Source organism: Anaerolineales bacterium (assembly GCA_015075625.1).
GTDB lineage: Bacteria > Chloroflexota > Anaerolineae > Aggregatilineales > UBA2796 > UBA2796.
In genome coordinates this window covers 661,377-688,265 of record JABTTZ010000003.1, presented here as the reverse complement: position 1 = coordinate 688,265, position 26,889 = coordinate 661,377, and the positions used below count along the sequence as shown (strand labels likewise).

At 55.1% G+C, this 26,889-nt stretch carries 20 protein-coding genes; 7 read left to right on the top strand and 13 right to left on the bottom strand.

The genetic code is table 11. The features are described from left to right. Positions 1-16 precede the first annotated feature (16 nt). Together HS103_17200 and hflX are read right to left on the bottom strand one after the other, a co-directional pair. Entirely contained in the window at positions 17-289 is a 273-nt protein-coding gene (locus HS103_17200; GenBank protein MBE7514539.1) for a hypothetical protein, read from the bottom strand. 53 nt (positions 290-342) lie between these two features. Beyond that, positions 343-1,677 (bottom strand): GTPase HflX, encoded by a 1,335-nt coding sequence (gene hflX, locus HS103_17195; GenBank protein ID MBE7514538.1) that lies wholly within the window; start codon positions 1,675-1,677, stop codon positions 343-345. A 579-nt stretch (positions 1,678-2,256) separates the two neighbouring features. Between hflX and HS103_17190 the strand changes: the two genes are divergently transcribed. Genes HS103_17190 through HS103_17170 form a run of 5 tightly spaced genes read left to right on the top strand, consistent with a single transcriptional unit; the run spans position 2,257 to position 7,536 of the window. Then, on the top strand, positions 2,257-3,324 hold the full coding sequence (locus HS103_17190) for a hypothetical protein (GenBank protein ID MBE7514537.1): 1,068 nt from the start codon (positions 2,257-2,259) through the stop codon (positions 3,322-3,324). A 5-nt stretch (positions 3,325-3,329) separates the two neighbouring features. Further along, on the top strand, positions 3,330-4,640 hold the full coding sequence (locus tag HS103_17185) for a DUF2791 family P-loop domain-containing protein (protein ID MBE7514536.1): 1,311 nt from the start codon (positions 3,330-3,332) through the stop codon (positions 4,638-4,640). 23 nt (positions 4,641-4,663) lie between these two features. Then, positions 4,664-6,055: a DUF2791 family P-loop domain-containing protein gene (locus HS103_17180; protein ID MBE7514535.1), complete on the top strand. Its 1,392-nt coding sequence runs from the start codon at positions 4,664-4,666 to the stop codon at positions 6,053-6,055. A 54-nt stretch (positions 6,056-6,109) separates the two neighbouring features. After that, positions 6,110-6,760, top strand: a complete 651-nt coding sequence (locus HS103_17175; protein MBE7514534.1) for a flavin reductase family protein — start codon at positions 6,110-6,112, stop codon at positions 6,758-6,760. Further along, positions 6,757-7,536 carry a prolipoprotein diacylglyceryl transferase gene (locus tag HS103_17170; GenBank protein MBE7514533.1) on the top strand — a complete coding sequence of 260 codons (780 nt, stop codon included), beginning with the start codon at positions 6,757-6,759 and terminating at the stop codon, positions 7,534-7,536. The genes HS103_17175 and HS103_17170 overlap by 4 nt, the downstream gene beginning before the upstream one ends. Here HS103_17170 and HS103_17165 read toward each other — a convergent pair. From HS103_17165 to HS103_17140, 6 genes are all read right to left on the bottom strand, one after another. Then, the gene (locus HS103_17165) at positions 7,451-9,184 is read right to left on the bottom strand and encodes a fibronectin-binding domain-containing protein (GenBank protein MBE7514532.1); all 1,734 of its coding nucleotides are present in this window, start codon (positions 9,182-9,184) and stop codon (positions 7,451-7,453) included. The two genes, HS103_17170 and HS103_17165, sit on opposite strands and share 86 nt — an antisense overlap. After that, on the bottom strand, positions 9,185-9,598 hold the full coding sequence (locus tag HS103_17160; protein MBE7514531.1) for a CoA-binding protein: 414 nt from the start codon (positions 9,596-9,598) through the stop codon (positions 9,185-9,187). It abuts the gene before it with no gap. A 436-nt stretch (positions 9,599-10,034) separates the two neighbouring features. Then, complete coding sequence (locus HS103_17155) at positions 10,035-10,286, bottom strand: hypothetical protein (GenBank protein MBE7514530.1); 252 nt, start codon at positions 10,284-10,286, stop codon at positions 10,035-10,037. Positions 10,287-10,624: 338 nt separating this feature from the next. Beyond that, on the bottom strand, positions 10,625-11,356 hold the full coding sequence (locus tag HS103_17150) for a Bax inhibitor-1/YccA family protein (GenBank protein MBE7514529.1): 732 nt from the start codon (positions 11,354-11,356) through the stop codon (positions 10,625-10,627). A gap of 192 nt (positions 11,357-11,548) precedes the next feature. Beyond that, positions 11,549-13,741 (bottom strand): hypothetical protein, encoded by a 2,193-nt coding sequence (locus HS103_17145; protein ID MBE7514528.1) that lies wholly within the window; start codon positions 13,739-13,741, stop codon positions 11,549-11,551. A 63-nt stretch (positions 13,742-13,804) separates the two neighbouring features. Further along, entirely contained in the window at positions 13,805-14,578 is a 774-nt protein-coding gene (locus HS103_17140) for a 16S rRNA (uracil(1498)-N(3))-methyltransferase (protein ID MBE7514527.1), read from the bottom strand. A 232-nt stretch (positions 14,579-14,810) separates the two neighbouring features. On the opposite strand from HS103_17140, the gene HS103_17135 reads away from it, so the two are divergent. Further along, on the top strand, positions 14,811-16,199 hold the full coding sequence (locus tag HS103_17135; GenBank protein ID MBE7514526.1) for an alpha/beta hydrolase: 1,389 nt from the start codon (positions 14,811-14,813) through the stop codon (positions 16,197-16,199). Positions 16,200-16,348: 149 nt separating this feature from the next. Here HS103_17135 and HS103_17130 read toward each other — a convergent pair whose 3' ends face one another. Further along, positions 16,349-19,825: a protein kinase gene (locus HS103_17130; GenBank protein ID MBE7514525.1), complete on the bottom strand. Its 3,477-nt coding sequence runs from the start codon at positions 19,823-19,825 to the stop codon at positions 16,349-16,351. Positions 19,826-19,855: 30 nt separating this feature from the next. Next, positions 19,856-21,172 (bottom strand): thymidine phosphorylase, encoded by a 1,317-nt coding sequence (locus tag HS103_17125; protein MBE7514524.1) that lies wholly within the window; start codon positions 21,170-21,172, stop codon positions 19,856-19,858. 109 nt (positions 21,173-21,281) lie between these two features. On the opposite strand from HS103_17125, the gene HS103_17120 reads away from it, so the two are divergent. After that, a complete protein-coding gene (locus HS103_17120; GenBank protein MBE7514523.1) occupies positions 21,282-22,079 on the top strand; it encodes a thioredoxin domain-containing protein in 798 nt (265 codons plus the stop codon). Positions 22,080-22,139: 60 nt separating this feature from the next. Here the strand turns inward: HS103_17120 and HS103_17115 are convergent, their stop codons facing one another. From HS103_17115 to HS103_17105, 3 genes are all read right to left on the bottom strand, one after another. Beyond that, positions 22,140-24,473 carry a hypothetical protein gene (locus HS103_17115; protein MBE7514522.1) on the bottom strand — a complete coding sequence of 778 codons (2,334 nt, stop codon included), beginning with the start codon at positions 24,471-24,473 and terminating at the stop codon, positions 22,140-22,142. A 379-nt stretch (positions 24,474-24,852) separates the two neighbouring features. Continuing rightward, positions 24,853-26,145 carry a hypothetical protein gene (locus HS103_17110; GenBank protein MBE7514521.1) on the bottom strand — a complete coding sequence of 431 codons (1,293 nt, stop codon included), beginning with the start codon at positions 26,143-26,145 and terminating at the stop codon, positions 24,853-24,855. Between the two features lie 28 nt (positions 26,146-26,173). After that, the gene (locus HS103_17105; GenBank protein MBE7514520.1) at positions 26,174-26,800 is read right to left on the bottom strand and encodes a sigma-70 family RNA polymerase sigma factor; all 627 of its coding nucleotides are present in this window, start codon (positions 26,798-26,800) and stop codon (positions 26,174-26,176) included. Between the last annotated feature and the right edge of the window lie 89 nt (positions 26,801-26,889).

The following is a 26,889-nucleotide window of genomic DNA, read 5'->3' as shown; positions in this document are numbered from 1 at the left end:
GCAATAGTATTTTGCGCTATTCCCGATAGCCCCGCCCTAGCGCCTCTCCCAGCAAGATGCCGAAGAAGCCTCCTATAACGGCAAAGTGCAGCAAAACAAAGCCGCAGATGGCAAGGAAAACGCTCCCGCTGATCACCCACAGAATATGGACGATCAAACTGAGAAAGATCACCCCCATTGCCACAAAGAGCATAAGCCCCCGGCGGGCGGGAAGGGTCGTCCGAAACCACTTCAGGATCGCAGCGAGGCGAGGGGATTTGTCGATCCCGCTGATAAGTCGTTTAATCATCGCACGGTGTCCCCTTCAAAGGCGCCCTGAATCATCTTGGCATAACACTCTAATTATGCCGTGATTTTGACCTCTGCCAAAATCGCTGCAAGGCGTGGGGGGACATGGGCATCAATGACGACACCCGTCTCCGTATGGCTTTCCTCGTTCACTACGCCTTGATCGTGAATCAAGGCAACCAGATCGCCGCGCTGATAGGGCAGCGTCACGTGTACAGCGATCAGCGCTTCTTGCAACACCTGAGCGATCTCCGTTAGCAGCCCCTCCGTCCCTGTTCCCGTCCGCGCCGAAAGCGGCACAACCGCCGCATAGCGGCTGTAGCGATCCGTCCCCCCAAAGCCGCTCAGATCGGGCGTTGGTTGCCCCTCAAGCGCGTCGATCTTGTTCAGCACCAGAATGAGCGGCAGGTTTGGTGTCTCGATCTGCGCCAACGTATCTTCCACCGTCTCAATCTGTTCGCGCATCATAGGGTGAGACGCATCGACCACATGAATGATCACATCTGCCGCCACCACTTCTTCTAAGGTGGCGCGGAAGGCGGCAATCAGCGTCGTGGGTAGTTTTTGGATGAACCCTACCGTATCGGAAAGCAGCACGTTCTTGCCACCGGGCAGGGCTAATTGGCGCGTTGTTGGGTCAAGCGTGGCAAAGAGTTGGTTTGCCGCATAAACATCCGCCCCTGTCAAGCGATTCAGCAGTGTAGACTTTCCGGCGTTCGTATAGCCCACAAGGGCAACCACCGGAACGCCTTGCCGCACTCGTTGGGCGCGGTGGCGCTGGCGGTGAGCGCGAACCTCTTCAAGGTCTTCTTTTAGCTTGCTGATGCGGCGGCTGATGTCCCGCCGGTCAACCTCAAGCTGCGTTTCACCGGGTCCGCGTAAGCCCACGCCGGCGTTCCCGCCGCGTCCACCGCCGCCGCCCGCCTGCCGTGCCAAGTGCGTCCACTGCCGTGTCAGCCGCGGAAGGCGGTATTCGTACTGGGCAAGTTCAACCTGAAGCGCCCCTTCCCGTGTGCGGGCGTGTTGGGCGAAGATGTCCAAAATCAACGCCGAGCGATCCAACACCTTGATCGATTCGCCAAAAACCGCCTCCAACTCGCGCTGGTGGCGGGGGGACAGCTCATCATCAAAAAGGACGATAGTGGCGTTCAAACGCTGGACATCCTCATAGATTTCTTGCACCTTCCCCGACCCAATATAGGTAGAGGGGTCGATCTGGCGCAGGTGTTGGACGGCTTGCCCAACGACAGTGATTCCAGCGGTCTTTGCCAGCAGTGCTAACTCGTCAAGGGAATCTTCCGCCCGGATGAGGGGGCGAGATTGTTTCACCTCCGCCGCCACAAGGTAGCCGCGTTCGGCGTTTTCGTTCGTAAGGTCATAAAGTGACATAAAGAATTCTCCATCCAAGCGATCTCTTGTATTGTAGGACGAGAGAGGGCGACCTGTAAACCGTCAAAACCGCAGATAGCACTAGCGCCGAAACGGGTGATAGGACAATGATCTCCTCCATCGTCTTTACGTGATAGGTTCTCAGGCTAGTGCCTCTCACAGTCATTTCTAGAAGAACCCCCTCCCCCTTGTCCTAGTACACAGGGACAGAGGGAGAGAGTCCCGCTCTCTGTTTACGGGGGTAGGGGTTCCAAGCCCCGAAGGGGTGGCTGCTTTCAGCCCGCTGCTTTAGCGGCGGGATCACTGTATGGCATTCACAATTTCCCGCCGACTCTGCTTGGCTAGACAACCACCCCTTTTGGGGGCTGGTATCAATGACTCTAGAATAGCCCATTCAGCATCGCTCAGGTCACTTAGGTAGGCTTTGTGTGCCATCTTGTTTCCCTTTATCTTTTCCTCTTTACCCATTACACCTCTTTCCGTATACCCTCTCAGACAAAACTGACCTGTATCTATTTCGTTGACACACGTTCAGTTATAGTCTAAACTTTTGCTATGTGACACACAGGAAAACTCTCTATGCCATCAACTGTACTGCGCGAAACCTTAGCCACTCTGCGCGAAACCTATGCACAACAGGCAAAATCTGCGACCACACTTCTCACTGCCCTCGAAACCACGTTCAAGTCATCGACTAAAGCCCAGAAAGCCTTTAATGATTACACAGCGTACACACCCGTCCTGAATTCTGAAACGGCTCTGAGCAAAGCCCAAAGCACAGCGCAGCGTCTAGCCGATATACAGTTAAAAGAAACAGTCATTGACCCCTTAGTGCCTGAACTTAAACGAGAGATCAAAACGCTCAGTACATTTGTTGCTTCCCTTCGTAATCTTGAAGTGGCATTACGTGGCGAATATCCTGATGTCGTCAAGCTCGGCAAAACTTATGAGTCGCTGAAAAAAATAAAAATTACCGATGCTGCCTTGCCCGATGTGTTTAGAGAGATCGAAGGCGAATTGGAAGAAGGGCAGCGGGCGCTCGGCACGATGTTTGGCGCTGCGCTGCGCGATGCCCTTGCCGAAAAAGGGTTAGAACTCGGTGGTAGACCGCCCACCATGACCATTGGGCGATTCGAGATTAGTGTTGATTTCATCAAACGCAAAGCAACCCTGAGCTATGGCAAAGAGGTTGTGGCAAAGGGGCTTCCGCTCAGCGTCGATGGCTTGATTAAAGCCTATGAGCGTGAACAAAAAGCCATTATCAATCGCCCTGAAGATGGCACAACATGGATACGTCACCTTTACGAGGCATGGAATACGGTGCGTGGTCGGCGCGAGGGGGCTGATCTACGGGCAAACATCGTGGAGTGCTATTTTGAGATGGTCTTGCTCCGTCAAGCGAAAACCTTTCGGGCTGTCCCCAGTAAACATAGCTTTGTGGACTACACCCGCGCCCAATTTGCCTATGATTTAGATCGTTATCTTGCCCACCAACCCTTAGCCTATAAGGGCTTCCAAGCCGTTATTCATGTGGCGATCAAAGCGAACACCGATAATGCTGAACGTAGTGTATGGGTAGTTAGCGGAAACGCTCCCCATGATGGACGTTATGTTGGCGATCTTGTCTTTCAGAAAGAGGGTAAATAAACCTCATGGTGATTGAAATGCCCGAAGCCCCCGAACCAAGACTTGCCCGCCAAATCATTGAGGTCTTAGGGCAATCCGGCACGCCACTAGGCAGGGGAGTAAGCTACTACAACGTAGGGAACGAATCCATTTTAGATGCCCTCGATAAACATTACCTCTCCTCCTATTTGGCGGATGGTGGGGCGGTTTTTAAACTTGTTGTGGGCGATTATGGAAGTGGCAAATCACACTTCTTATACTGTCTAAGGGATTTGGCATGGGCGCGAAATTTCGTTGTTAGCAAGGTTGACCTTAGCCCTAAAGAATGCCCCTACGACGATCAAAAACGAGTGTACGGGGCAGTCGCCTCCGCCATGATTCGTCATAACAGTGAGGGTGATGATGACGATGAGCGTGGCATAACCCGTTTCATTGAAGGGACACTACGGCGCATTGTCAGCCCGCATGGAATGAATCTGTACGACGAGGCGGTGCTGTCCTTACCGGATATTCAGGCACTTCGGCAAACCCTTCTCACCACGCCAAGCGATAGCCTCAGCTACCATAAAGCGATCATTGGCTATGTGGATGCTCTTTTGGGAAATGGGGAGGTAAAACTGGATGCCCTTCAGCGTTGGCTGCATGGCGAGGAGAGCAGCCCTGATGACATGAAGGAACTCCGGCAGATTGGGGTGACGGAAAAGATCACCAAAAACAATGCCTTTAAAATGCTCCGCTCTCTTTGCCAAATGGTGCGTGTCTTTGGTTGTAATGGCTTGGCGCTCCTCTTTGACGAAGGGGATCGTATGTTGAGCCTTAGTGGTAAAGCGGAAAAGGCTGCCACAGACAACCTGCGGGAAGTCATTGATCGCTGTCGGGATGATTTACCCGGAACGCTCTTTGTCTATGCTGTTCCCCCAGATTTCATCCATAATGTGATTCCTAAATACCCCGCCCTTCAGCAGCGTGTGCAAGCACCCGGCTATTTTTCCCGCTCCAACCCCTTCAGCCCCCAGATCAACCTTGACCATTTGGATATGGCTGATACCGATCTGCTTAATCAGATTGGGCAAAAATTACTTCCCATCTTCGAGGTTGCCTTTGGCACGTCCATGAATCACGAGATACAAACCCAAAACATCATGGTGCTTGCTGAAGCCTCCATGAAATCATTTTTAGCCATTAGCCATCGACGGTTATTCGTCAAGGCGTTGGTTGGGGAATGGTTTCGACAAAAAGAAGAAGGTGAACAAAGGCTGAATAGCAGCGACGCCCAAAAGATCATTCAGGGCGAGGGCGATGCATTGACTGAATATCCTGACGCCGATAATGCGTAGACGATGAAGCAGGAACGTCCATCATGACAACCGCACGTCGGGTGAAACACCCTACTCTTGGTGAAGGCATCCTTCTCAAAAGCATTATGGGTGGCTATATTTGGGAAGTGAAGTTCGCCTCAGGACAGCGCTATCGCCTCCATTCCCATGAATTCGAGGCGGAGTCCATTCACGCCCATATCCCAACCCACAACGGGTATCATCCTGTCCCTCCACCACCCCAAACCGATCAATTCCTGAATCGTCAGACGTTAGAGGCGCTGCGTGCGGGTGTCGTCCCGATAAAACAGGTCAAAGACCTCACCATTGGCTTGGAGGCAGAACAAACAAGCCTTGATCGTGCCATCGCACGGGCATTGGAACACGGCGGCGAGGCAATGGCAGTCATTGCTGACTATGGTTTTGGGAAAAGCCATTTTGTTGAGCTAACCGCCCAGAAAGCCCTTGAAAAAAATTTTTTGGTTGCCAATACCAGCCTTGATCTCGTTGAAGTGCCGCCGGGCAAGGCACGCGAGATTTATCGATCTCTGATCGCCTCGCTTCGCTACCCGGATCATGATGAAGGCGGCTTGAAACCCCTTTTGCAAAAGGCGCTAGAAAGTCCTCATCAACTCGGTGCCTTTGTGAACCGCAGTCCTATTGATGATTGCCCGCTATGTCTAGCCCTTGAATCCTTATCCCTGTGTGACAATGCCCAAGCTGCCGAAGACATCGCTTATTGGCTCAGCGCTCAAATCAAACCTACGGCTGCCATGCGGCAATTCTTCAAAAAACCGCCACCTCTCTATGTCAACGGCGAGGTGGCGCGTCAATATGCCTACCTCTTGACAGCCATAAGCGCTTTAGCTGCCTCTCTTGGCTATGCCGGATTGGTGGTCTTGATTGACGAGTCCGAACATTATTCACTTTTGAAAACAGCCCAGCGAGAGCGTGCCGATGCCTTCTTCAAAGCGCTTATTCACGCTGCGATGGGACCCTCTGCCAGCTTGATCGATCCTGAGACCATTCCCAATCACCTGCGGGCGGATTATCCGGTCAATTTCACCGACGACGCACACCTCCTCTTTTTGTTCGCCTCCACCGAAAGCGAAAGTCGGATGCCCGTTGAAGTATGGCTTACCCCCTCTCAGGTCGTTCGTTTAGACAATCGCTTTTTGAAAGAAGACATTGATAAATTTCTGAAGATGGTTCTACGCTATCATAGCGTTGCCTTTGACTATCGCAACCCGTCCAAAGAACGCTACCAAAATCTTCTCAGGGAAACCTCTGCGTTGCTCTCACGAAGCCTTAAAAATCGCCAAATCAATATCCGCGAATTGATCCGTTTGGCAGTAACCATTTGTGATCTCATGTACGTTCATCAAGATTACGATCCGAATCGCCTCCAACGGGAATTAGAGAAGGGGTTAGCGTAACCTCTTTGTTACAATTGAGAAGGTGTCCGTTCATCTTCTCATGAGGTCATCCTATTGCTCACCTTTGACCCACAGACGCTCCAACCAAACGTCGTTTACAACCTGATCACCACCACCATCACCCCACGCCCTGTGGCGTGGGTGTCTACCCTCAGCGCCGAGGGCATCCGCAACCTTGCCGCCTTCAGCTACTTCAACGCGATGAGTTCCCTCCCGCCGATGGTCGTCTTTTCCGTCGGCGTCTACCGCGATGGACGGGTGAAAGATACCCTCAACAACCTTCGTGCCGTCTCCGAATGTGTCATTCACATTGGCGATGAATCGCTCATCCCCCAAATAGAACTCAGCGGCTTAGAATTTCCCTCCGAGATCGATGAATTCAACGAAACTCGCCTGACAGCTCTCCCCTCAGAGGTCGTCCGCCCGCCCCGCATAGCCGAGGCAAAGATCGCCCTCGAATGTGCCGTGCGCGAGATTCACCCCATGCCCGCCCCTTCGCGCAATACTCTTGTCATTTGCGAAGTGCTGCGCTTTCATATCCACCCCGATGTGCTGCCCAATCCAGCCGAGGGGTATGTTGATGTTCTCAAGGTTAATCCGGTGGCGCGGGCGGGAAAGAAAGAATTCGTTCTGCTCAACCGCCTCGTGGATGGTCTGCCGCTCATGGAGGCGTTTCGTCACGAGACAAAACAAGAGCAACCATGACCTTCACCCTCGATGGCGTTCAGTTCGGAAGCGTTACCCTCCGCTGGTTCGGCTTGTTCCTCATCACAGCGGTGCTTGTTAGCACGGGGCTGGCGGGGCGCTTGGCAAAAGAGGCTGGCTTGCCGCGTGGGGTTGTCTGGCGGGCACTGGCATGGATCGTCCCCGGTGCCTTGTTGGGGGCGCGGGCGTGGTATGTTGTGTTCCCCCCGCAGTCCGCCGTCCTCATCGGGCGTGATGCGGGCTGGCAGATCACCCACTTCTTTGATCTGAATCAAGGTGCGGTAGCGGTGTGGGCGGGTGGTTTAGGTTTTTTGGGGGCGCTCCTCGGCGGCGCGTTCATGCTCTGGCGCTTTGCCCACTATCTGAAACAGCCCGCCGCCCGCTGGTTTGATCTCGCTGCGCCCGCGCTGGCACTTGGGCAGAGTATCGGCTACTGGGGCATTGGGGCGAATGGGGATTTACCCCGCCTCTGGGCATGGGAATCGGCGTTGGGGGCGGCTGTCTTTGTTGCCTTGATGATTCTCAGGCGGCGCATTGCCCCCACACCGGATGGGAAGGACAGCGGGCGTATTGCCGCGCTCTACCTCATCCTCTACGGCGGCGGACGGTTTATCCTTGAATTCTTCCGAGATAATGTGTCCCTTATTAGTGGGGTAAACATCTCCCAAGCGATGTGCGCCCTCTTTGCCCTCAGCGGGGCGTGGTGGTGGTATCGGCTTTCTCGGTCTTTGCCTCCGCCGGAATCGCCTCCATCGGCTGTTCATTCCGATAGGTGACCATCCCCGCCTTGCCGCCGCGCATCTTCCGCACATGGCGGCGTTCGGTCACATCGACCAACACGCGCCCCTCTGCCCTTGACGCGCTGTAATAGGCGGCAAGGTTCGCCGCCCGTTGTAACACCCCAAGCGGGACGCTGCGCCCTCCGCTCTTGATGATCACATGCGCACCCGGTACACCCCGTGCGTGCAGCCATATATCCTCTGGACGCCCTTTGCCAAAGGTCACCTCGTCATTCTGGCGGGAATTGCGCCCCACCCAAATGACAAACCCTTCTCCAGTAGCAATTTTCAACGGCGCTGATTTCCCCCCGCGTGGGTGAGCGTGCCGCGCTCCCCGCCAATAGCCATGCGCTTGGAGAATCTCTTGCACCTCGCCAATCTCTGGGTAATTCGCGGCAAGCGTCACATCCGTATCGAGTTGCCGCAGATAGTCCAATTCTGCCTGTGCCGCCTTCAAGAGGGCGGGAATCTCAGCAGCGGCACGCTTTGCCTTTTCGTAGCGCTCAAAATACGCCTTTGCGTTTTCGACGGACGTCAGGCGGGGATCGATGGCGATCTCCAACGGCGGTGCGTCAAAATCATACTGAGCGCTGAGCATCGTCTGCCCCTTCCCCACCTGATATTGGTAGGCGAGGATCAATTCCCCACTTTGGCGCAGCCGCTCCCGCTCCCGATCATCGCGGGTTTGCTGTTGGAGCGATTCAACGCGACGGGACACCTTTTCCAGCGCTTCGTTTAGTTGGGCGCGGACGGGCGCTTTGGCATTTTCATAGGCTTCCTCGCCAACGGGCGCACCGTAGTAATCTGCCAGCGCCGCGCTCATCGATTCGCGCTTCTCCCAACCGGGGAGGAAGGTCAATTCATAAGCGGCAAAGGCAGAGATTTCCCCGTTCTGGCGGCACACACCGGGGGTGAACTGCCCCGCCATAAGCGCGCCAACCAGCCCGTCGATCACGCCTAACAAAGCGCGGGTGCTTACATCTCCCGCCCGCACCCCATCCACACGCCCCGCTGCCCGATAGATCACCTCTTTTGCCAGTGTGGGGCTGAACCCTAAAAGGCTTTCGGTCAGCACGCGCCATGCCAGTTTGCCTGGGTCGGCGTCTAGTCTCTCGCTGAGGTCGGCAAGGGTCAGTGTGGTTGGGGCGCGTTTCAGGCTTTGCGGCGGCGGCGGATTGTAGGGGTGACCGGGCAAACTCACCCGAAAGCGGTTTTCATCAGCGCCCACCCGCCGGACGCAATCCATGATGATTCCATCCCGCAGCAGGAGGATATTCCCCCGTCGTTCCATCGGCTCGGCAATCAGCGTCAGTGCGCCCTCCGCCCCAACGAACTCAAGGCGCATAACACGTTCCCAATCCGGTTGAGAGGCGCTCACAAAACGCCCGCCTTCCACATAGCGGCGCAGCATAAGTCCAATGGGGGAGGGGTTTTCTACCCCCCGCCGGACACGCTCCCTCACTAGATGAACGCGGGCGGTTTGCTGATCGGCACTGACGATCAGGTATTGGCGTTGGTGCGCCGCGTAAATTTCCAGACCAAGTGCCTCACTGCCCAATTCAAGGGTATCTTGCACCTTTCCCCCAACGAGTATCTCGTTGAACTCGCGGACGAGTGCGGCAATGGTGAATACGTCAAAATGCATTTAGCTGCCCATCAGTTTTCGGTGTGTTATCTTCATACAGCGATCTTGGACGACCTTCAACCCGGCATCTTCGGCACGCTGCGCAGCGGCGTCATTTGTGATTCCCTCCTGCATCCAAACAACGTTTGCCCCCACACGGATTGCTGCCTCCACCACATCGGGGACATCCTCTGAACGGCGGAACACGTCCACCACATCAATCGGGACGGGAACCTCGGCAAGCGTCGCATAGACGGGCTGTTCCGGCGTCGAGGCGATCACCGGATTCACGTGATAGACACTGTAGCCAGCAGATGTTAGATAGGCAGCAACCTCGTTGCTAGGGCGGTTCGCTTTGTTCGACCAACCGACAACAGCGATTGTCTTTGTCTCGCTGAGGATTGTTTTCAAATCCTCATTCTGGGTGAGAGGCATCCTGATCTTATCCTTATTGAAGCCATCATTACCCTTTGGACGCCCCATCGGGGGGTAACTCTTACCAAACCGCATCTGTTATGCAATTGCTCTCACCCCCTGTCCCCCTTGCCCGCAGAATTTCTCCCCTTTCCCTGTCTACGGCTGAGGAGAGGATATGTTTGGAAGGCGGGTTGAAAAATAGAGAGTTCATCGTTCAAACTGGAAATCGACCAAGAAACCCAGTGAGGAACGATGAACTACAAACTACTGTACCAATTAGAGCAGCACTTGTCAGCCCATCTACCGTGTTTCAATGGTTGGCAGCAGCAAAATGTAAGCCTGTTTAGCTATGGGGTGATTCAAGCGGAGAACTGTCAGCAAGGAGCGATTGCGCGGGCGGCGAGTTGCGGAGAACAGGTAGAGAGTACGGCGCGGCGCTTTCGCCGCTGGCTCGCTAATAAAGCGCTCGACCTAACAGCCTTTTTTGCCGAAGGACAGGTGGAGATGATTCGCGCCCTGCTGGAAGCAGCATATCGCCAACCGGCTGGTTCTGTTGACCATTGCCTACACGTGGATGGTCGCCCTCGGCAGCCAAGCCGTTGCTGCTGGTATCGCCCAACCGCTCGTTCGTCGTCCCGACGGGTCGTTCCGGCGGCTCTGGAGCTTGTTTCGGGAAGGCTTGCGCTACTTCGTGCAAGTTGTTCAACGCCAAACCTTGTGTTTAGGATTACCCTTTATCCCAGACATAAGGTTCACTTGAAAACATGTCCTCTCCTCAGCCCTAACACAGAGAGGGGTTGTTTACCCCCTTTCCCCGCTTGCAGGGAAAGGAGGTAGGGGATAGTTTTTTTTGAAATACGTTCTTGGCAATTGCTTTGTTAACCCCAACAAACTATCTTGCCCCAGTGTTTTGGCGCTGAGGATACTTTTGCCGGCTTATCCTATAAATATCCCACACAATAAAAAACGGCGGGGCTATTGCCCGCCGTTTTTTATTCACCCATTCTCCCAAGCAATGGGAAGGGATACCCCCCTTTTGAAGGGTTAGTCGCGGCTGCCGAAGATGCGCAGCAAGTAGAGGAACAAGTTCACGAAGTCCAAGAAGAGGGTGAACGCCCCGATGAGCGCTACACGCTGCGCCATTGCGCCGTCATTCGTCACTGCCACCTCAGCCGCCGTTTGCTTGATCTTCTGGGTGTCCCATGCCGTCAATCCGGCAAAGATGATCACACCCGCATAGGTAATTAGCCAATAGAGGGCAGGGCTTTTTAGGAAGATGTTGATGATGCTGGCAATGACCAAGCCGATCAACGCCATGATCAACACCGAGCCAATTTTCGACAAGTCCATTTTCGTTGTGTAGCCCAGAATGGACATAACGCCGAACATACCCGCCGTTGCCGCGAACGCCGCGATGATCGCCCGATCCGAATAGAAGGTCAGCGTCACGGAGATCATCAAGCCAAAGACAACCGTCAGGGCAAGATAGAGAACCGAGCCAATGGCAGGCTTGGAACGCATTACCAGGGGCTGGAAGGCAATTGCCAACACAATGTAGGCAATGCCTGTAACGAGCATCACACCGGGGCTAAACAGGGCAAATTTCGTCGGATCGCCAGAGGCAATCGCCGCTTGTCCGGCGGTACGCATCATAAGGGCAATGCCGAACCCTACGCTCAAGCCAATCGCCAGCCATAGGTACACCGCACGCATGATTTTTGAGAAATCGAGGCTGCTGACCTCAGCACGCGATTCCGAATAGGTAGAGAATCCCATTGCAACCTCCACATTTGTTCATTACCACACATCATCCCCCAAAAGGGAGTTTACGTCACCTCATATTATAAAGGCATTTTCACAAACACCACCATCTGTAGTGCATAAGAATCCCCCAAGAAAAGGGGTGTTCTACACAACACCTAGAGAGATCATACAGCACGGTTGGCAACGTTACAGAAAGCAACAGGCTTAGCGGAGTGACTCTACCCAATAGACGCCATCGCCACTTTCCACCGTCCAGCCAATGGTCCCGCGATAGTTGACCCGCCACCACGCGAAGCCGCCTGCACAGGTGGGACCGTCCAAAACGCGCATCACCCCACCTGCCGGAATCGCCAGCAGCACCCGAAAGTTCCGCCCTGCACCGGAGCGAAGGTTGTTCGACTCGCCCGGAAGGACGTGCGCCTCACCCCCAACAATCAACCGCGAGGGGAGACTCCCCGGACAGTTTATCGCGGCTGGTTGTGCTGTAGGGGAGATGCTAGAGCTTTCCCCGCCGCGTTCGTCGGGATTCACGATTGGGGTGGCAGGCGGAACAAGGGCAGAACTTTCCCCACCTCGTTCGGCGGGCGAGCTAGGCGGTGTCTCCGATACCTGCCCCGTCTCAGCAGTCACTGTCTCCGCTGCCGAAAGTTTCAAGGTGTAGAGCTGCGCCGAGGCACTTTTGATGCCGATTTGGATAGTCGTATTTGTTTTGACAACGATCTTGTAGGGCGCTTCGGCAAACTTAAACCCAAAATGTTGCCCGATGTACTGCCCGCTTTGGGCGCGAAAATTCAGCGTTCCCACACCATTGAAGGCAACATAAAGCGTTTCCCCCGCCCGCGCCACATACTGCCATGAGTCTTCTTCATAAGCGCCGATGTATTTCGTCACGGGCTGTTCAAGGCTCAGCACGCCGCCCGTCGTCACCCCCTCATCGGGGATAAGCTGCGTCAGGCTGAGGGGGATTTTCACCTCCCTGCGCATGAAATTTTGGACTTTGATCAGGTACACGCCATCTTCGGGCAAAACAACAGAGGTATTTTGATAAGGGGCATAGGGAGCGCTGTCATCCAGAATACGCATCGATTCCCTATACAGCCCTAGACTCACAACGGCATCATCAACCTTTCCCCGTGCAAAGGCGACATCGCCCTTTTTTCCGCTGAAGCGGAGGTAGATACTCGTCTGGGCAGGGATCGTCACCGTCATTTCTTCGCCATAAGCAATCGGAGTCGATTCAACGCTTGCCCCACTGCTTGTACCCCCACCAGAGCCACTTTCCCCGCCCCCGCTTGCTGTTTCTGCGGCGGGGCGTACCGTCCGCGTCGATTCCACTGACGCAGCAATGCTGTAGATAATTTCCTGTTCCTTCGCCGTAAACGGTTTCGGCGGGACATCGCCGGAAAGCCAAACAACCAGCGAGTTCACATCATCATTGTCCGTTTTCACGGCGACACCCATCAGCGAGACGGTGAAGAATGTTCCTTCCTCCATGACCGCCGCCAAGCGCCCATTTAGGTTACGTTGAAGGACGGGACCTCGGTTATAGCCCAATCCGCCAGACATGTCCGCGAATGCTTGTACGAGGGAAAACCGCACCCCTACTGCTGGAGCGCTAGAGGGTATGACAAAGATGACAAGAGTGCTATTGGGGTAGCTGGATGGTCCAACATATGCCCCATACCCCAGTAAATTGCTCAGGCTTGCCATCTCGCCCATCTCCGACAAACTAGTGAGCGGCTTAAAGGTGGCGGGGAGGCGCATTTTCCAACCCGTCCCGCTCACCTCTTGGCTTAAAAGGGTCGCGTTAGGGGTAGGGCGGACATTGACGGTTTCTTTCAAAACCTCAGAGGCTCTAGCGGGTTTCACTGAGGCGGCGACGCGGATCGCGGTATCTTTATCGTTTGTGTATTGGGCAGGCGACCCGCTGAAGAAAATTGTCAAAAACGCACCCTCCCCATCGCCAATAAGGTAGACGGCTGAGGTGATGCCGCGCCCCCCGCTGAGGGGCGTCAGTTCAACAACAGCAACTGCCACCCCATCAATGGTTTCTGTGCGGCTGCGTCCGGCAAGGAAATTTGTTAGGCTGCGGGCGGCAGAGGTGGCGCTTGTCTGTAAATTGCGCTGCGGTTGTAAGCCAACAAAGGTGAGGAACGATTCGGCTGCCCCTACCCGCGTCTGTGTGATTTGCTCACCATTAGCGCGAACGGTGGTCGCGTTGGCAATGCCCACACTTTGCCCCCCCGCAAAAGAGATGTTCCAGCCCGACGGAAGCAAGACCTCCACTTCTGAGGCACTGATTGTTGCCGTGTTGCCTGTTTGGGCGTTGGTTGTTCGGGGTGGAATCGCTAAAGTAACCAGCAGGAAAACGAACAGGACTTGGCGGGCTAATCTCATAATGAGCGTATCCTTACGGGGCTGAATGTGCGATGGGTGAGGCAATTATAACAAAGACGGCGCTTACCGCCATTCGTACAAAATACAGGCTGCTGCCACAACGCCCGCTGTCTCTGCCCGCAAAATTTGCCCCCCAAGTGAGACAGATTGCCAACCTGCATCCCTTGCCGCACGCACTTCTTCTTCGGTGAAACCGCCTTCTGGTCCAATGATGATGGCGATTTTAGGGGTCGCCTGAGCGCGTTGGCGATGATACGCGGCGAGGACAGTTTTCAGCGTAATTTTTTCTTCGCTTTCGTAACAAAGCAGACGCACATTGTAGTGTTCCTCACCTTGCCCGCCCTGAATTGCCTTTTCAAAAGGGATTGTTTCGGAAAGCGTAGGGACAACCGAGCGTTCACACTGTTCCACTGCCTCAACGATCACCCGCCGCCAGCGCTCATGGCGATGTTCCTGCTGTTTTTCGCGCCGCCCCTCCTCGCTTCGTTCGTGGCGGATCGTTCGCTGGCTGATGATAGGGACGATCTTTGCCACGCCTACCTCGGTACACTTCGCCAACGCCCATTCAAAATTATCTCGTTTAAGCAAACTTTGATAGAGTGTGATGGCAACAGGTGGTTCGCTCCGTCCGGGGCGTTCGCCAATGATTTGCCCAAGTGCCTCCCCTCGTTCGACCACCGCCAGCCGCACCACATAGTCCACACCAGAGCCATCAAAGGCAATCACCGTCTCATGGGGACGCATCCGCAGGACACGATGGAGTTGGTGGGCAATCTCTGTGGGAAAGGTAATCACCTCACCCTGACGAAAGGTGGGGTGGATATAAAAACGGTGCATAGTTCGTGATCATTTCGTTTGAATCTTGTGGTAGCATCATCTCCGAACCTCAAGGAGTCCAGTCATGATTCAGATGATGCATACTGCAATTGTAACGAGGGCAAGCCAATTTCGGGTACAAACCCTTTTGAAATGGTTGCTGCTTGCGATGGTAGTGATCTCACCATTAGGGGTAACCCCTCTCCCGCGTGCTGATGCACAAAAGCCGGTTTATGAAACAGTTCGTTGCCCCATGGACGCTGCCTTTGGCGCACCAGTTGAATGTGGGTACTTAACCGTTCCCGAAAACCGGCGAAACCCCAACAGCCGAACAATCAAGATTTTTGTTGCCGTAATCAAAAGTGACCAACCCAACCCGCAACCCGTTGTTTACCTTGCCGGTGGACCAGGCGGGAGCGCAACGATGCAGTTGGGCGCGTGGCTTCAGAGCGAAATCACCGTTCCTTATGATTTTGTCATGATCGATCAACGCGGGACGGGCTTCAGCGAACCCAACCTGAACTGCCCCGAAATGGAAGGGAAGGGCTTTCCTGCCCCGCCGGAGGATGTCCGGGCGTGCCATGATCGCCTTATCAAGTCCGGCATTGATCTGGATGGCTATAACAGCCGCGAGAGTGCCGCCGATATTGCTGACCTACGCCTTGCCCTCGGCTATGAATCATGGGATGTGTTGGGAATTTCCTATGGAACGCGCCTCGCCCTTACGCTGATGCGCGACCACCCAGAAGGGATTCGCGCCGTCGTCCTCGATTCGATCTACCCCCCGAATGTGAATTCGATAGAATCGATTGGTGTATTGATGCTCTCTGCCTTCCAACGCCTTTGGGATGCCTGTGCCGCAGATGAGGCGTGCGGGAGTACCTTTCCGGGGTTGGATCAGATTTTCTACAAGGTCGTCACTGATCTGAACGCCGAACCACAGGAGGTGGAAGGGCAAAGTATCGAGACGGGTAAACCGCTCAAATTCATCGTCACTGGGGACGATATTATTGACCGCCTTTACCTCGGTCTGGGGGGGGAAGATATTATCCCCGCCATCCCCGGTTTGCTGGCGCTCTTTGCTATGGGCAACTACGACTTTCTCCCTCTGGTCATGGGGATCAACCCCCTGGCGGGGAACAACCACATTCCCGGACGTTCCATGCTCCAGCCAGCGCAGCCCTCCGAAGGGGATACTTCTGATGCCGAGGGCGCACGTCTTTCGGTGGAATGTAGTGAGGAATTTCCTTTCAACAGCAAAGAAAAAGGGATTGCCCTGATTAGTGATGCACCAGAGGCAATGAAAGCCAGCTTGGAGAAGATCATTGTTCGGGAGTTTAGCGATTGCGAAAACTGGGCGGTGACGCCGGGTGACCCCCTTGAAAATGAGGCAGTAAAGAGCGATATACCCGTCTTGATGTTGGTGGGTCATTTCGACCCGCTGACACCCCCAGAATGGGCGAAGAAGGCGGCGGAAACGCTCCCCAATGCAACCTACGTGGAGTTTCCGAATCTGACACACGGCATCTCCGACTACGACCCCTGCCCAGATTCGATCTTGGCAGCGTTCTTGGCGAATCCCACTGCCACACTGGATATGTCTTGTGTGGCGGAGATGGTCGTTTACTTCCAAACGCAGTGATCAAGACGATTCGCCTAGACCTTACGCGCTTGGTTTCGTTTACCCTGTGGTTTACAAAAGGGGTAGGTTGAGGGGGATTCCTCCTCAACCCTCTCATACCCCTTTCTCCCAATGAGAGAAAGGGGTTAGGGTATGGAGGGTAGCCGTGTTTAGGACACAGTTACCCCGAAAATTTCTGCCTTTACCCGCATCAGGTCGGGATGGCTTGTTCGTTCGGCAAGACGGGAAATAAGCGATTCGTGCATCGCCCGAATTCCTTTGGGCATCGTCGGAATAACCTTGCCATAGCGTTCGAGCGCATCCTCAACTTCACCGCCAATCACCATCTTGATAGCAGCCAAAAGCGCCTTCCACACGTCCAACATATAATACTGCGCACCTGCTGGATTGATGTTTGCCATCACAATATCAAACTGGCGGCGCACCGTTTCGCTATTTCCCAAGAAGGCGTGGATATAGAGGTAAAACGCTCCAATGATGGAGAAAAACACCCCCCTTGAGATGCTGTCATAGATCGCCATAAGCCGCTGTACGGTGGCTAAATCGCCCTCAAAAAGAAACGCCAAGGCTGAGGTCAGGCGAATGAAGTGGGCAGGGGCGGCATCCCGAAGATCGTATAAAAGGTCTTTGGAAATCTGCTGCACGATTGCCAATGCTTCTGCGGTGTTCCCGCGTGTTAATTCCGCCTGAATCATGTAGGACTGTGCCATGACAATCAGCACATCGCGCACGCCGCGCATGGGCGGGTATTTTTGGGCATCGCTCATCGCACGCTTCGCCAACGCAATCGCCTGATCGTAAAGCCCCATATAGACATAGGTTTGGCTCAGCACGCCCATCGCCCGGATGATGTTCATCGGGCTGCTGCCCTCTGCCACTTCTAAGGCTTCGCTGGCACAGGCATGGGCTTTTTTTAGATCACCGAGATCGGTATAGACATCGGCAAGCTCAATGAGCAGATACGAGATGTTTCCCGGATTGTTGTATTCCCGTTGAATGGCGAGGGCTTCTTCCAACGGCTGGACAGCATTCGAGGGATCGATAAAGGCAAGCGTTGAGCCAATCCCGCCGAGCGACTCCGCCTGCCCTAAGCGATTTCCTAGTTGGCGTTGAAGTTCATACGCCTTTTGGTGGGCGGCAACCCCTGCTGGCAATTGGGACACCAACCGCAGCGCCTGTCCGAGATCGTCATAGGCTTCTGCCTCGCTCTGGGTATCCCCGGCGGCGTGCGCTTCGGCAATCAGTTCACGGGTGAGCCGTTCATGTTCTGCTGGTTTCTCCCAGAAGTAGTAATACATGTTCATCCGCAAGCGCATCTGCCGAGACAAATGGGGGTCAATGACCTTTCCCACCAGTGGCGTGTAAAGTTTTTCGAGGGTATCAATTTGCCCCCACTCCCAAAGATGGTACTTGTCAATGGTTATCAACACGCGGTGCGCCTCGTCATATTCGCCCGCTTTTGTCAGGTGGTAAATTGCGTTGATCTGGGGGCTGATCGTTTCCACGTTACGCCACTGATCACGGGGCTTTACCAAACGGCGGTAGTACTCCGCCGCCCGCCCATGCAGCGCCACCCGTGAATAGGGAGGGGGATTAAGACGTGAGTCGCCCGATTCCCCTACGGTGATCGCGTTGTAACAATAGTCTCGATCAATCGGGTGCAGCGAGAAATGCCCTGTTGCGCGATTGAATCCCACGAAGTAGCCACGCACCAGCCGCGCCAAAATCGCCCGCATAGAGGTCGTATCCATATAGGGTGCAAGCATGTATTCCACCGCGCTTTGGGGGGCGGGAAATTCCAAGACCGCCAATGCCTCCATGACGCGCACTGCCTCTGGTGTCAACCGTGAAATCGCCTGTTTGACAATCAGGGGAACGACCTCCGAGGTGATCAAGGTCATGTCACTGACGAGCGAATCGACAGAGAGCAATGGGTCTTCCAAAAGCAGACCAGCGATTGCCTCCAACGCACGGGGAAAGCCCCCCGCTCGATCCACTAACTTTCCGAGGGCGTCCTCGCTTGCCTCTTGCAAGCCCGCTGCCCCATCGGGGTCAAAGGCGCGGAGCAAGGCAATAGCATCCGCCCGCGCTAAGCCCTCGTCAAGGGGGATCAGGCGTTCCCACGTTTTGAGAAGGCGGGGGAGTGCCAGTGGTTCACGGCTGGTGATGAGGATGGATAAACTGCCGCCCCGCTCTAGCGCTGTTTCCAGAAAAGCGTTTAAGCCAGCATCGGTTAGTTCGCCCGAGCCGGGGGTTTGCAGTGTTTCGAGGTTATCGAGCAGCAGAACATAGCGCCCGCCCTCTAACTTTTCGAGCAAGGCGTTTGCTTTTTGAGCCGGTGGAGTGCTGGCATCACGGCTGAGAAATTCCATCAGCAGTTGATCCGAGCCGCCAAGCAGCTTTCCAAAGCCGGTTAGGATGCGATCCAAGCTGATCCCTGTGCTGATTGCGCTCAGGGAGACAACCCCATCAGGGTGCAAGGATGAATCCATGAGATCGGTCAGGGCTTTGCAGGCGAGGGCGGTCTTGCCTACCCCGCCACGCCCATAGATACTGATCAGGCGGGCGCGTTCGCGGATCAGACTGATAATATCGCCAACCTCCCGCGAACGCCCTAGATACCGCCCGCTCACATCTTGGGGGAGCAGATTGATCGTTTGTGTAGAACGTGAGGGGGTTGGGTTTTGACGGGCGAGTTCGGCTTCAAGATCGGCAATTGCCCGTGCCTCTTGCTTCTTTGCCTGAGAGGGGCTGACAATGCGCGTCATCATATCAGCGCCTTTTTCGGCATAGTGTGGTAGCGTCACGCCGAGGAAGGCAAGTTTGTAGGCATCGTAGAGTTCCTGAACAGTCTGATAGCGCTCGTGGCGCTCTTTCGCCAGCGCCCGCCGTACAACAGCATCTACCCCAACAGGCAGATCGGGGCGATCCTTGCGCAAGGTCGGTGGGGGCATGTAGAGGTGTTTATGCATCAAATCGTAGGCATTTTCGCCTTTGAAGGCTTGCTCTCCGGTCAAAATCTCGTAAATGAGCAAGCCGAAGGCATAGACATCAGAGCGGACATCGGCGGCATCACCCACCCATTGTTCGGGGGGCATGTAAGCAGGCGTCCCAATTTGCGCTCCGGTCTGGGTGAGCGCCGTCTTTGCCGCCGCATCTTCATCAAGGAGGCGGGCTAAGCCAAAATCGGTCAGCACGGCATCGCCATTCCCCCGCAAGAGGATGTTATGCGGCTTTAGGTCGCGGTGAATCACCCCCAGCTCATGGGCATAGATCAGGGCAGAGGCAATTTGCCCAATGAGTCGATTTGCCTGATCGAGGGCGATCTTCCGCTCCCGAATCAAGCCTAGCAGCCCTGTACCGGGGAGAAGTTCTTCGGCAAGATAAAGCATTGCATCAACTGTGCCGTGTTCGTAGACGGTCAGGATGTGGGGGTGCTTAAGCGCCAACATCGTCTGCGCTTCGCGATCAAAGCGTGCGGCAATGCCTTTTTCCGCCGCCATCTCGCCACGAATGACCTTGAGGGCAATCTCTGTGGTATCCGCATCCCGTTTGGCACGATAGACGGTTGCCATGCCGCCCAAGCCAATGATGTCGATGAGTGTGTATGCCCCAATGCGCTCCATAGTGCAATCCCCCCACAGCCTAAGCGGTATTTAATCGGTGAAAATATCGTAGAAGGTTGGCAAGGGCAGCGTTGCTTGGTCGCTGTAAACAAGGGTGTTGTGCAGCATCTGCTTCGCCCGTGCGAGTTTGGTTGTGTCGTTGGCGTGAATGGTGAAGGTTGGCTCTCCCACCATAATCGTCTCGCCCACTTTCTTATGGACGATGATTCCCACCGCATGATCGATAGAATCATCTTTACGCGCTCGCCCCGCCCCAAGTTCCACCGCCGCCATTCCCACATGAAGGGCGTTAATCTGGCGCACATAACCATCGCGGGTGGCGGTGAGGGTTTCTGTATAACGGGCTTTGGATAACAGAGAGGGATCGTTAATCACCTTCGGATCGCCCCCTTGTGCCTTGATCAAGGTGACAAATTTCTCGAACGCAGCCCCGCTGCGGAGCTTATCCGAGGCTTGGCGGGTATAGGTTTGAATATCATCATCGGGCTTGCCACCATTCGCCAGCCACAGCATATAGGCGGCGACGGTCAGGCAGTGGTCGCGGAGGTCTTGCGCCCCCTTGTTGTGAAGGCACTCTACAGCTTCGGCAACCTCTAGGGCGTTCCCTACGGCGCTTCCTAGGGGTTGGTTCATATCGGAGAGCATGGCAACCGTTTGCCGTCCCACACCACGCCCAATGCCAACCATCATCTTTGCCAACACCCGCGCTTCTTCAATAGTGGGCATAAATGCGCCCATGCCCACCTTGACATCAAGGACAATTGCCTGAGCGCCTGCCGCGATCTTTTTGCTCATGATGCTGCTGGCGATGAGGGGCAGGCTTGGGACAGTGGCGGTTACATCCCGTAGGGCATACAATTTCCCATCGGCGGGGGCAAGATTTGCGCTTTGGCTGGTGAGGACGATTCCGATTTTTTTCACTTGCTGGATAAATTCATCTTCGGAAAGAATCACTCGATAGCCGGGGATGGCTTCCAATTTATCGATTGTCCCCCCCGAATAGCCCAAGCCGCGCCCGCTCATCTTTGCCACTGGCACCCCACAAGCGGCTACAATAGGGAGGACAATCAAGGTCGTTTTATCCCCAACCCCACCGGAGGAATGTTTATCAACGACGATGGGGAGGATGTTCGTAAAATCAAGGACATCGCCACTGTGTGCCATAGCGTTCGTCAGATCAACGATCTCGCGTTCGGTCATTCCCCGCCAATAGACTGCCATGAGCCATGCCGATGCCTGATAATCGGTAATTGTTCCTCTGGTGTACCCCTCAATGAAGAAGGCGATTTCTTCGCTGCTGAGTTCTCCCCCATCCCGTTTGTGGGCAATAATATCGACGGCACGCATGATGGCTAAATAACTCCTAAGAACGTCTGGCGCACATCCTATTATAGCTTGACGGTAGTTGGCAATACGTTAGATTCGTAGATGAGAAATTCAACGAAAGACACAAACCATGTTCACGCCCATCAATCCGCCTGAGTCATCCACCCCACCCCCTGCTGAACCAGTGATCGCGCCGCTGAACCCCAAACGAACCGAGCGCCCCTATGATCCGCGCCTTGTCTTGGTTGTCTTGGGGACAGTGGGCGTGCTTTTTGCTGGATTGCTGGCGGCCGTTGTCGTTTTTGCGCAGCAATCGCCCACAACCGCAGGGCTTCCAGAGGCGAATGCCACCGTCCCCCCCTCCCGCGTGATGTCCAACTTGGTCACTGGCTTACCCGTCATTGGGAGTCCAGAGGCAAAGGTGCTGCTGGTGGAATTTATGAACTTTGGCTGTTCCCACTGCAAAAACTATGCCCCGGTGATCAATACGATTATCAAAGAGCAGGTTGATACGGGGAAGGCACGGCTGGCAATGGTCACGCTTTTTTTTGATGTCGAAGATGCCTCTTTTTTCGCAGCGAATGTGGCGATTTGTGCCGATCAGCAAGGGGGGTATTGGAAGATGCACGATGCCCTTTACGAGTTGCAGGGACGACAGGGGTTATCGTGGGCGGTGATTGAGGAGATAGTGACGGCAAGAGACTTGGACTTCCCCAAACTCCAAAGTTGTGTCACCGAACAAAAAGCCTTCCCCGTTTTGGAAAGTGGGCTGTCAATGGCGAAAAGCGCCAAAATTTCCGGCACGCCAACGCTCATGTATTCGTTGGATGGCGGGGTGACGTTGCACTATTTCAAAGTGAACGGGCAAGATTTTCCGTCGGGGGTTACGGCGCAGATGGTTGCTGAACTCATCGCCCAAAACCCTTAACGTCCGTCCAGTTGAGTGGGGTGCAGATGGCTTGTTGCACCCCATTCTAACGGCTTACGGTCACTGCTGCGGAATATTGCACGGGGGCAGATCGGCATTCGCCCCAAGCCGCCCGCGCTCTGTTTTAAGGCGAAAGTAGCAGTCGATCACATTTTTGACGATGGGCAGCGAGTTTTTCGATCCCTCCCCTGCATTGTAGACAAAGGCAATCACCGCAATTTCGGGGTTCTCAAAGGGCGCATAGCCAACATACCACGCATGAGAGGGCCACTCTCCTTGTTTGCATAACCCTAAGGCAAAGGCAATATCGTCGCAATATTCTGCTGTGCCAGTTTTGCCACCCACTTGGATGTAACCCAGGGCGGCTGTTTTTGCCGTCCCTTCGGGATTCATGACGGCTTCGTACATTCCCTGTTCAATGATCCGAATGTATTCCTGGGCAACGAACGGTGGCTGATAGTTGCTGTAGAGACTGTCATTAATCTGCCGTTGATTACAGACCCCTCCGAAAATATAGCCATAGGGGATGTTCACTTGGTAATCGATCACGCCGAATTCGTGGTGATTGACTTGCCCGCGATAATTTTTTACGAAGTCATCAGTACACTGCTGTAGGTTGGGATCGTAATCTGGGTTTTCCGGGTTGCGGTAGGGGCTGCGGGGTTCGCAGGTGCAGGCAAGGCTGTTTTTCCCTCGAATCAGCATGTCCTCTTTTAGGTTCAGGATAATAGGCTGTCCCACCGGAGGGAGGGTTACGGTGCGGTGAACACGCGGCGTGAAGGGAATAATGACATTCCCTTCGGCATCAAGCCATTCGCGGATGATCGTCGGTTGGTAGAGCGTTCCGCCGTTCATCAGAGCGGAGGTTGCCGAAAGAAGTTGAATCGGGGAGGTGACGACATACCCCTGCCCGAAGGCGGCATTGTAGGTATCCCCCGTAGACCAACTTTCGCCATAGACACGGCGTTTCCATGTTTCATCGGGCATTTGTCCCGGGTTTTCGTAGGGCAGTTCAATGCCTGTCTCCACGCCAATATTGAGCGCTGTAGCATAGCGGTATAAATCGCGGATACCAAGCCCGCCTGGGCGCAGCGCCACCAAATTTGGATCGGGGTTGCCGCCCCCAACTTGGTAAAAATAGACATCGCAACTCCAGGCAATACCGTGTACCATATCTACCCGTTGATGCCCCGTGCGCAGCCAACAGACAAAGCGCTGCCGTTGCCCAATATCCCCCACCGCAAACTTGTTTTCGATGAACAAGTCCCCCCCATCATAGAGTTGGTAATCGGCGGCGATCACCTTCTCCTGAAGGATTCCAGCGGCGGAAATCAACTTCCAAACCGATCCCGGCGGGTAGAGCGACTGAATGGCATGGTTTACCAGCGGCGTTTGCGGCTCTTTGGCAATACGCAGGTAGTATTCGCCGTCAATCGAACGGGCAAAGCGCGTGTTGTCATAGGTAGGTAAGCTGACCATCGCCAAGATTTCGCCCGTTTGTGGATTCATGGCAATCACAACGCCGGAGAGGGTTTGAAGTTTCTGCGCTTCGGCATTGATGATGTTGATCCGATCTTGAAGCTGCTGTTCGGCAAATTTTTGCAGGGTGAGATCGAGTGTCAGGCGGATATTGCGCCCGGCGACGGGCGGATCGCGCTGGATAACGGTGATTGGCAAGCCTGCCACGTCTACCGTCTGCGTTAACAACCCGCGTTTTCCAGAGAGTTCTTCATCAAGGTAAGCCTCCACACCGGCGTACCCCACCCGCTCAAACGAGGGGTTATAGCCCTGTTCGCGGAGTTTGTCTGCTTCTTCTGCGCCGATGGGTCCAAGATACCCCACAATTTGCGCAGTGGTAGACCCACTGGGATACTGCCGCACGGAGATCGCCTCCACCCGGACGCCGGGAAGGTTGGCAATATCTTCAAGAATCGTCTGGGCAATCCCTTGCGGGACATCACTGGCGACGATCACGGGGCGATAGGGGGCGATCCCTTGCCCAACAATGACCATTTCCTGTAAGCTGACGACAAACCGCTTTCCAGCAGCATCCGCCGCCGCACGGGTCGCTGGCACTTCAATCAAGGCAGCAAGACGGTTCAAGACACGCAGTGTCTCGTTTTCATCATCAGGCAAGGCGGCGGGGGTAATCGAGACATTGAACGCCGGAGCATTCAGCGCCAACGCTTTGCCATAGCGGTCATAAATGACGCCGCGTGGCGCGGGGAGTGGGACACTCTGAACGCTGTTTTCTCGCGCCGCCGCCAGCGAGCTATCGTATTCAACAAATTGAAGGTGGTAGGTGCGCAGGATCAGCAAGGCAAAGATGACGATGATTACGCCAGTGAAGATCACCAAACGGGGACCTTGAAAGGGAAGTAGCCGCTTTTGCATCCTGAATCCGCCCACAGTAACCATCCGAATAGGGCAATCTTAGCGCGGTATGGTGAAGTGGCAAGGAAGATTCGGCAAGGACTCATGAATGAGAGCGTCTAAGTACAAACACAATGAAAAGGCGGGATAACGCATGATCCCGCTGCTTTAGCAGCGGGCTGAAAACAGCCACCCCTTCGGGGCTTAAAAGGCATCGCTGCACCGATTGTTCTACCTTCTTTACCCCAAAGGACTTTTGTGACGGTACTTAGTAGTTCGTCAAAAAATTTCCTAAAGAATCCCTATCCCCCTCCCCGTTTGCGCGGCGGTGAGGGGAGCTATAACGATTTGTGTCGTCGGGTACTAGGTAACGGACTGAGCAAGGGCGTGAGCAAAGCGATCACCGCCGTCGCCCAATAAGAATGAGCAGCACAGTCAGGGAGAGAATCCCCACACTGATGCCGCCGACGATCAGCAGCCGCGCCCCAATATTCACTTCCACCTCGCGGCGGGTGACACGCCCCTTATCGTCGCCAACAGGGGTGGTGAGATCGGCGGGGGCGGCGGCTTCGGTGGCTTCCCTCTCTATCCCTAAGGTTGCCGTCTCTTGTGCCATGAGGTCAGCCGCTGGTGTCGTTCGATCCCCTTGAAGGGAGGGCGAGGGCGGTGTTTCGCTTTCATCCGTACTATCTTCGGCAGCCCCGCCCGCTGCGCCCATCATCGGCGCGGCAGGTGACTCTAGGGAGGGGTCAGCGAAGGCGGCTCCGCCCGGATTTATGGTAGGGGTGGCAGTATGCATAAGGCGGGCGGGGCTGGTGATGGTTAAGGGTGGCGTGTTGGTGATGGCGGAAAGATTTCCCCCCGACGGCGGGGCAGCAGTCTTGGTAAAGGTGGCTGCTGGCGTGGGACTCTTAAAGGAAAAGTCTATTCCCTCGTATGTCTCGGTGGGATAGGCATAGCCCATAGTTGTGGCGGAATAACCCGGAGCGGGCGGCAGGCTTTCCTCGCTTGCCTTGAGAAGCATCGTTGTCGTTGGCAGAGGAAAGGGTGACGCCGTACCATCGAAAATACCGGAACGCCCCACATTCGATTGCCCTGTAGGGCTAGGGAAGGGGGGCATGGTGGCTAGGGGGGGCATTGAGGGCAGCACCGTAGGCATCGAAGGGGGAATTCCGACGATATTTCCGGCGGGGGTGGCTGCTGTGCTTTCAAGAAGCATTTCCCCAACGCCTTCTGCCGTTTCTACGCTTTCTGCCCTTGTGGTGGTCACCGTTTCTAGAGGGGTTTCCGTAGCCAGAAGTGCCACGCCCGCCGAGGAAGGCATGGGAGACGGCGCGGAAGGCGTTCCAGAGAGCAAGACCCCAACGGTGATCAACAGGACGGCTGCTGCCGCCCCTACTGTACTCATCAAGCGGAGCGCCTCATACCGCGCCCACCATGGCGTGACACGGCGAAACTCTGCCGGATTCAGAAGGAACGAACGCGGGAGTGCCACCTCTGGGGCAGCCCGCAAAATCGCCCGAGTCTCGTGGTAGGCATCATAGAGCGCCCGTAAGTTTGCCTCGGCTGCAAGGCGCTGTTCAAAGGCAGCCCGATCCGCCGTCCGCAAGGCGTCGTCAAGGTATGCCGAGATGAGTTCCTCATCAGCGGGCGGCTGCGGCTCAAAAGGGGATCGGGTGGGCGGGGTCGTCATGGTGTTCGTGGTTTACCCTGATTTTGGGTTAGTCCGTTGTGTTCTGATCCCGTAGACGAAAGCGGGCGGGCAAAAGTTCCCCCGCCCCTTGCAGACACGTCCGCAGACGTTCACGGGCGCGGCTCAGGCGCGATTTGACCGTCCCTAGTGAGGTGTTCACAATCGCGGCAATCTCGCTGTAATCATAGCCTTGCACATCAGCAAGAACGGCAACCATGCGAAACTCCACACTAAGCCCATCCAAACAGGCTTGAATCACATCGTTTAAAGCGTGGCGGAGCGCTACTTCCTCGGGTTCATCGTCAGGGTCGGCAAGGAAGGTGATGTCCGATGCCCGTTCGGGGTCGTCGGGGTCAATTTGGTCGGTGGAAAGGGTAGGACGGCGCTTGCGGCGGCGGAGTTCATCATAGCTGGTATTCGTCACAATGCGCATCAGCCAGCCGCGAAAACTACCGCCCCGATAACTGCCTAAATTGTTATAGGCGGCAATGACCGCCTCTTGGGTGGCATCCGCTGCCGCGTCGGGATCACCAATCAGACGATAGGCAAGATTATAGGCGCGGCGCTGATGGCGTTCGATCAAGGCGTTGAATGCCTCCACCGTCCCCCGCCGCGCCGCTGCAATGAGCGCCTGTTCGTCGTGTTCGTCGTCCATGCCCCATCCCGTCGGAAGGTCTGACCGAGAGGGGATTATAGCACCGGATTGCGTCTTGAAAGGGGAGACGCACCAACCCTCACCCCTGA

Coding starts and splice junctions, on each gene's coding strand:
- HS103_17170 (MBE7514533.1), top strand. CDS start 6,757: ATGACCTTCACCCTCGATGGCGTTCAGTTCGGAAGCGTTACCCTCCGC.
- HS103_17165 (MBE7514532.1), bottom strand. CDS start 9,184: ATGCATTTTGACGTATTCACCATTGCCGCACTCGTCCGCGAGTTCAAC.
- HS103_17200 (MBE7514539.1), bottom strand. CDS start 289: ATGATTAAACGACTTATCAGCGGGATCGACAAATCCCCTCGCCTCGCT.
- HS103_17135 (MBE7514526.1), top strand. CDS start 14,811: ATGGACGCTGCCTTTGGCGCACCAGTTGAATGTGGGTACTTAACCGTT.
- HS103_17130 (MBE7514525.1), bottom strand. CDS start 19,825: ATGGAGCGCATTGGGGCATACACACTCATCGACATCATTGGCTTGGGC.
- HS103_17125 (MBE7514524.1), bottom strand. CDS start 21,172: ATGCGTGCCGTCGATATTATTGCCCACAAACGGGATGGGGGAGAACTC.
- HS103_17110 (MBE7514521.1), bottom strand. CDS start 26,145: ATGACGACCCCGCCCACCCGATCCCCTTTTGAGCCGCAGCCGCCCGCT.
- HS103_17180 (MBE7514535.1), top strand. CDS start 4,664: ATGACAACCGCACGTCGGGTGAAACACCCTACTCTTGGTGAAGGCATC.
- HS103_17190 (MBE7514537.1), top strand. CDS start 2,257: ATGCCATCAACTGTACTGCGCGAAACCTTAGCCACTCTGCGCGAAACC.
- HS103_17145 (MBE7514528.1), bottom strand. CDS start 13,741: ATGAGATTAGCCCGCCAAGTCCTGTTCGTTTTCCTGCTGGTTACTTTA.
- HS103_17150 (MBE7514529.1), bottom strand. CDS start 11,356: ATGGGATTCTCTACCTATTCGGAATCGCGTGCTGAGGTCAGCAGCCTC.
- HS103_17105 (MBE7514520.1), bottom strand. CDS start 26,800: ATGGACGACGAACACGACGAACAGGCGCTCATTGCAGCGGCGCGGCGG.
- HS103_17115 (MBE7514522.1), bottom strand. CDS start 24,473: ATGCAAAAGCGGCTACTTCCCTTTCAAGGTCCCCGTTTGGTGATCTTC.
- HS103_17185 (MBE7514536.1), top strand. CDS start 3,330: ATGGTGATTGAAATGCCCGAAGCCCCCGAACCAAGACTTGCCCGCCAA.
- hflX (MBE7514538.1), bottom strand. CDS start 1,677: ATGTCACTTTATGACCTTACGAACGAAAACGCCGAACGCGGCTACCTT.
- HS103_17160 (MBE7514531.1), bottom strand. CDS start 9,598: ATGCCTCTCACCCAGAATGAGGATTTGAAAACAATCCTCAGCGAGACA.
- HS103_17120 (MBE7514523.1), top strand. CDS start 21,282: ATGTTCACGCCCATCAATCCGCCTGAGTCATCCACCCCACCCCCTGCT.
- HS103_17140 (MBE7514527.1), bottom strand. CDS start 14,578: ATGCACCGTTTTTATATCCACCCCACCTTTCGTCAGGGTGAGGTGATT.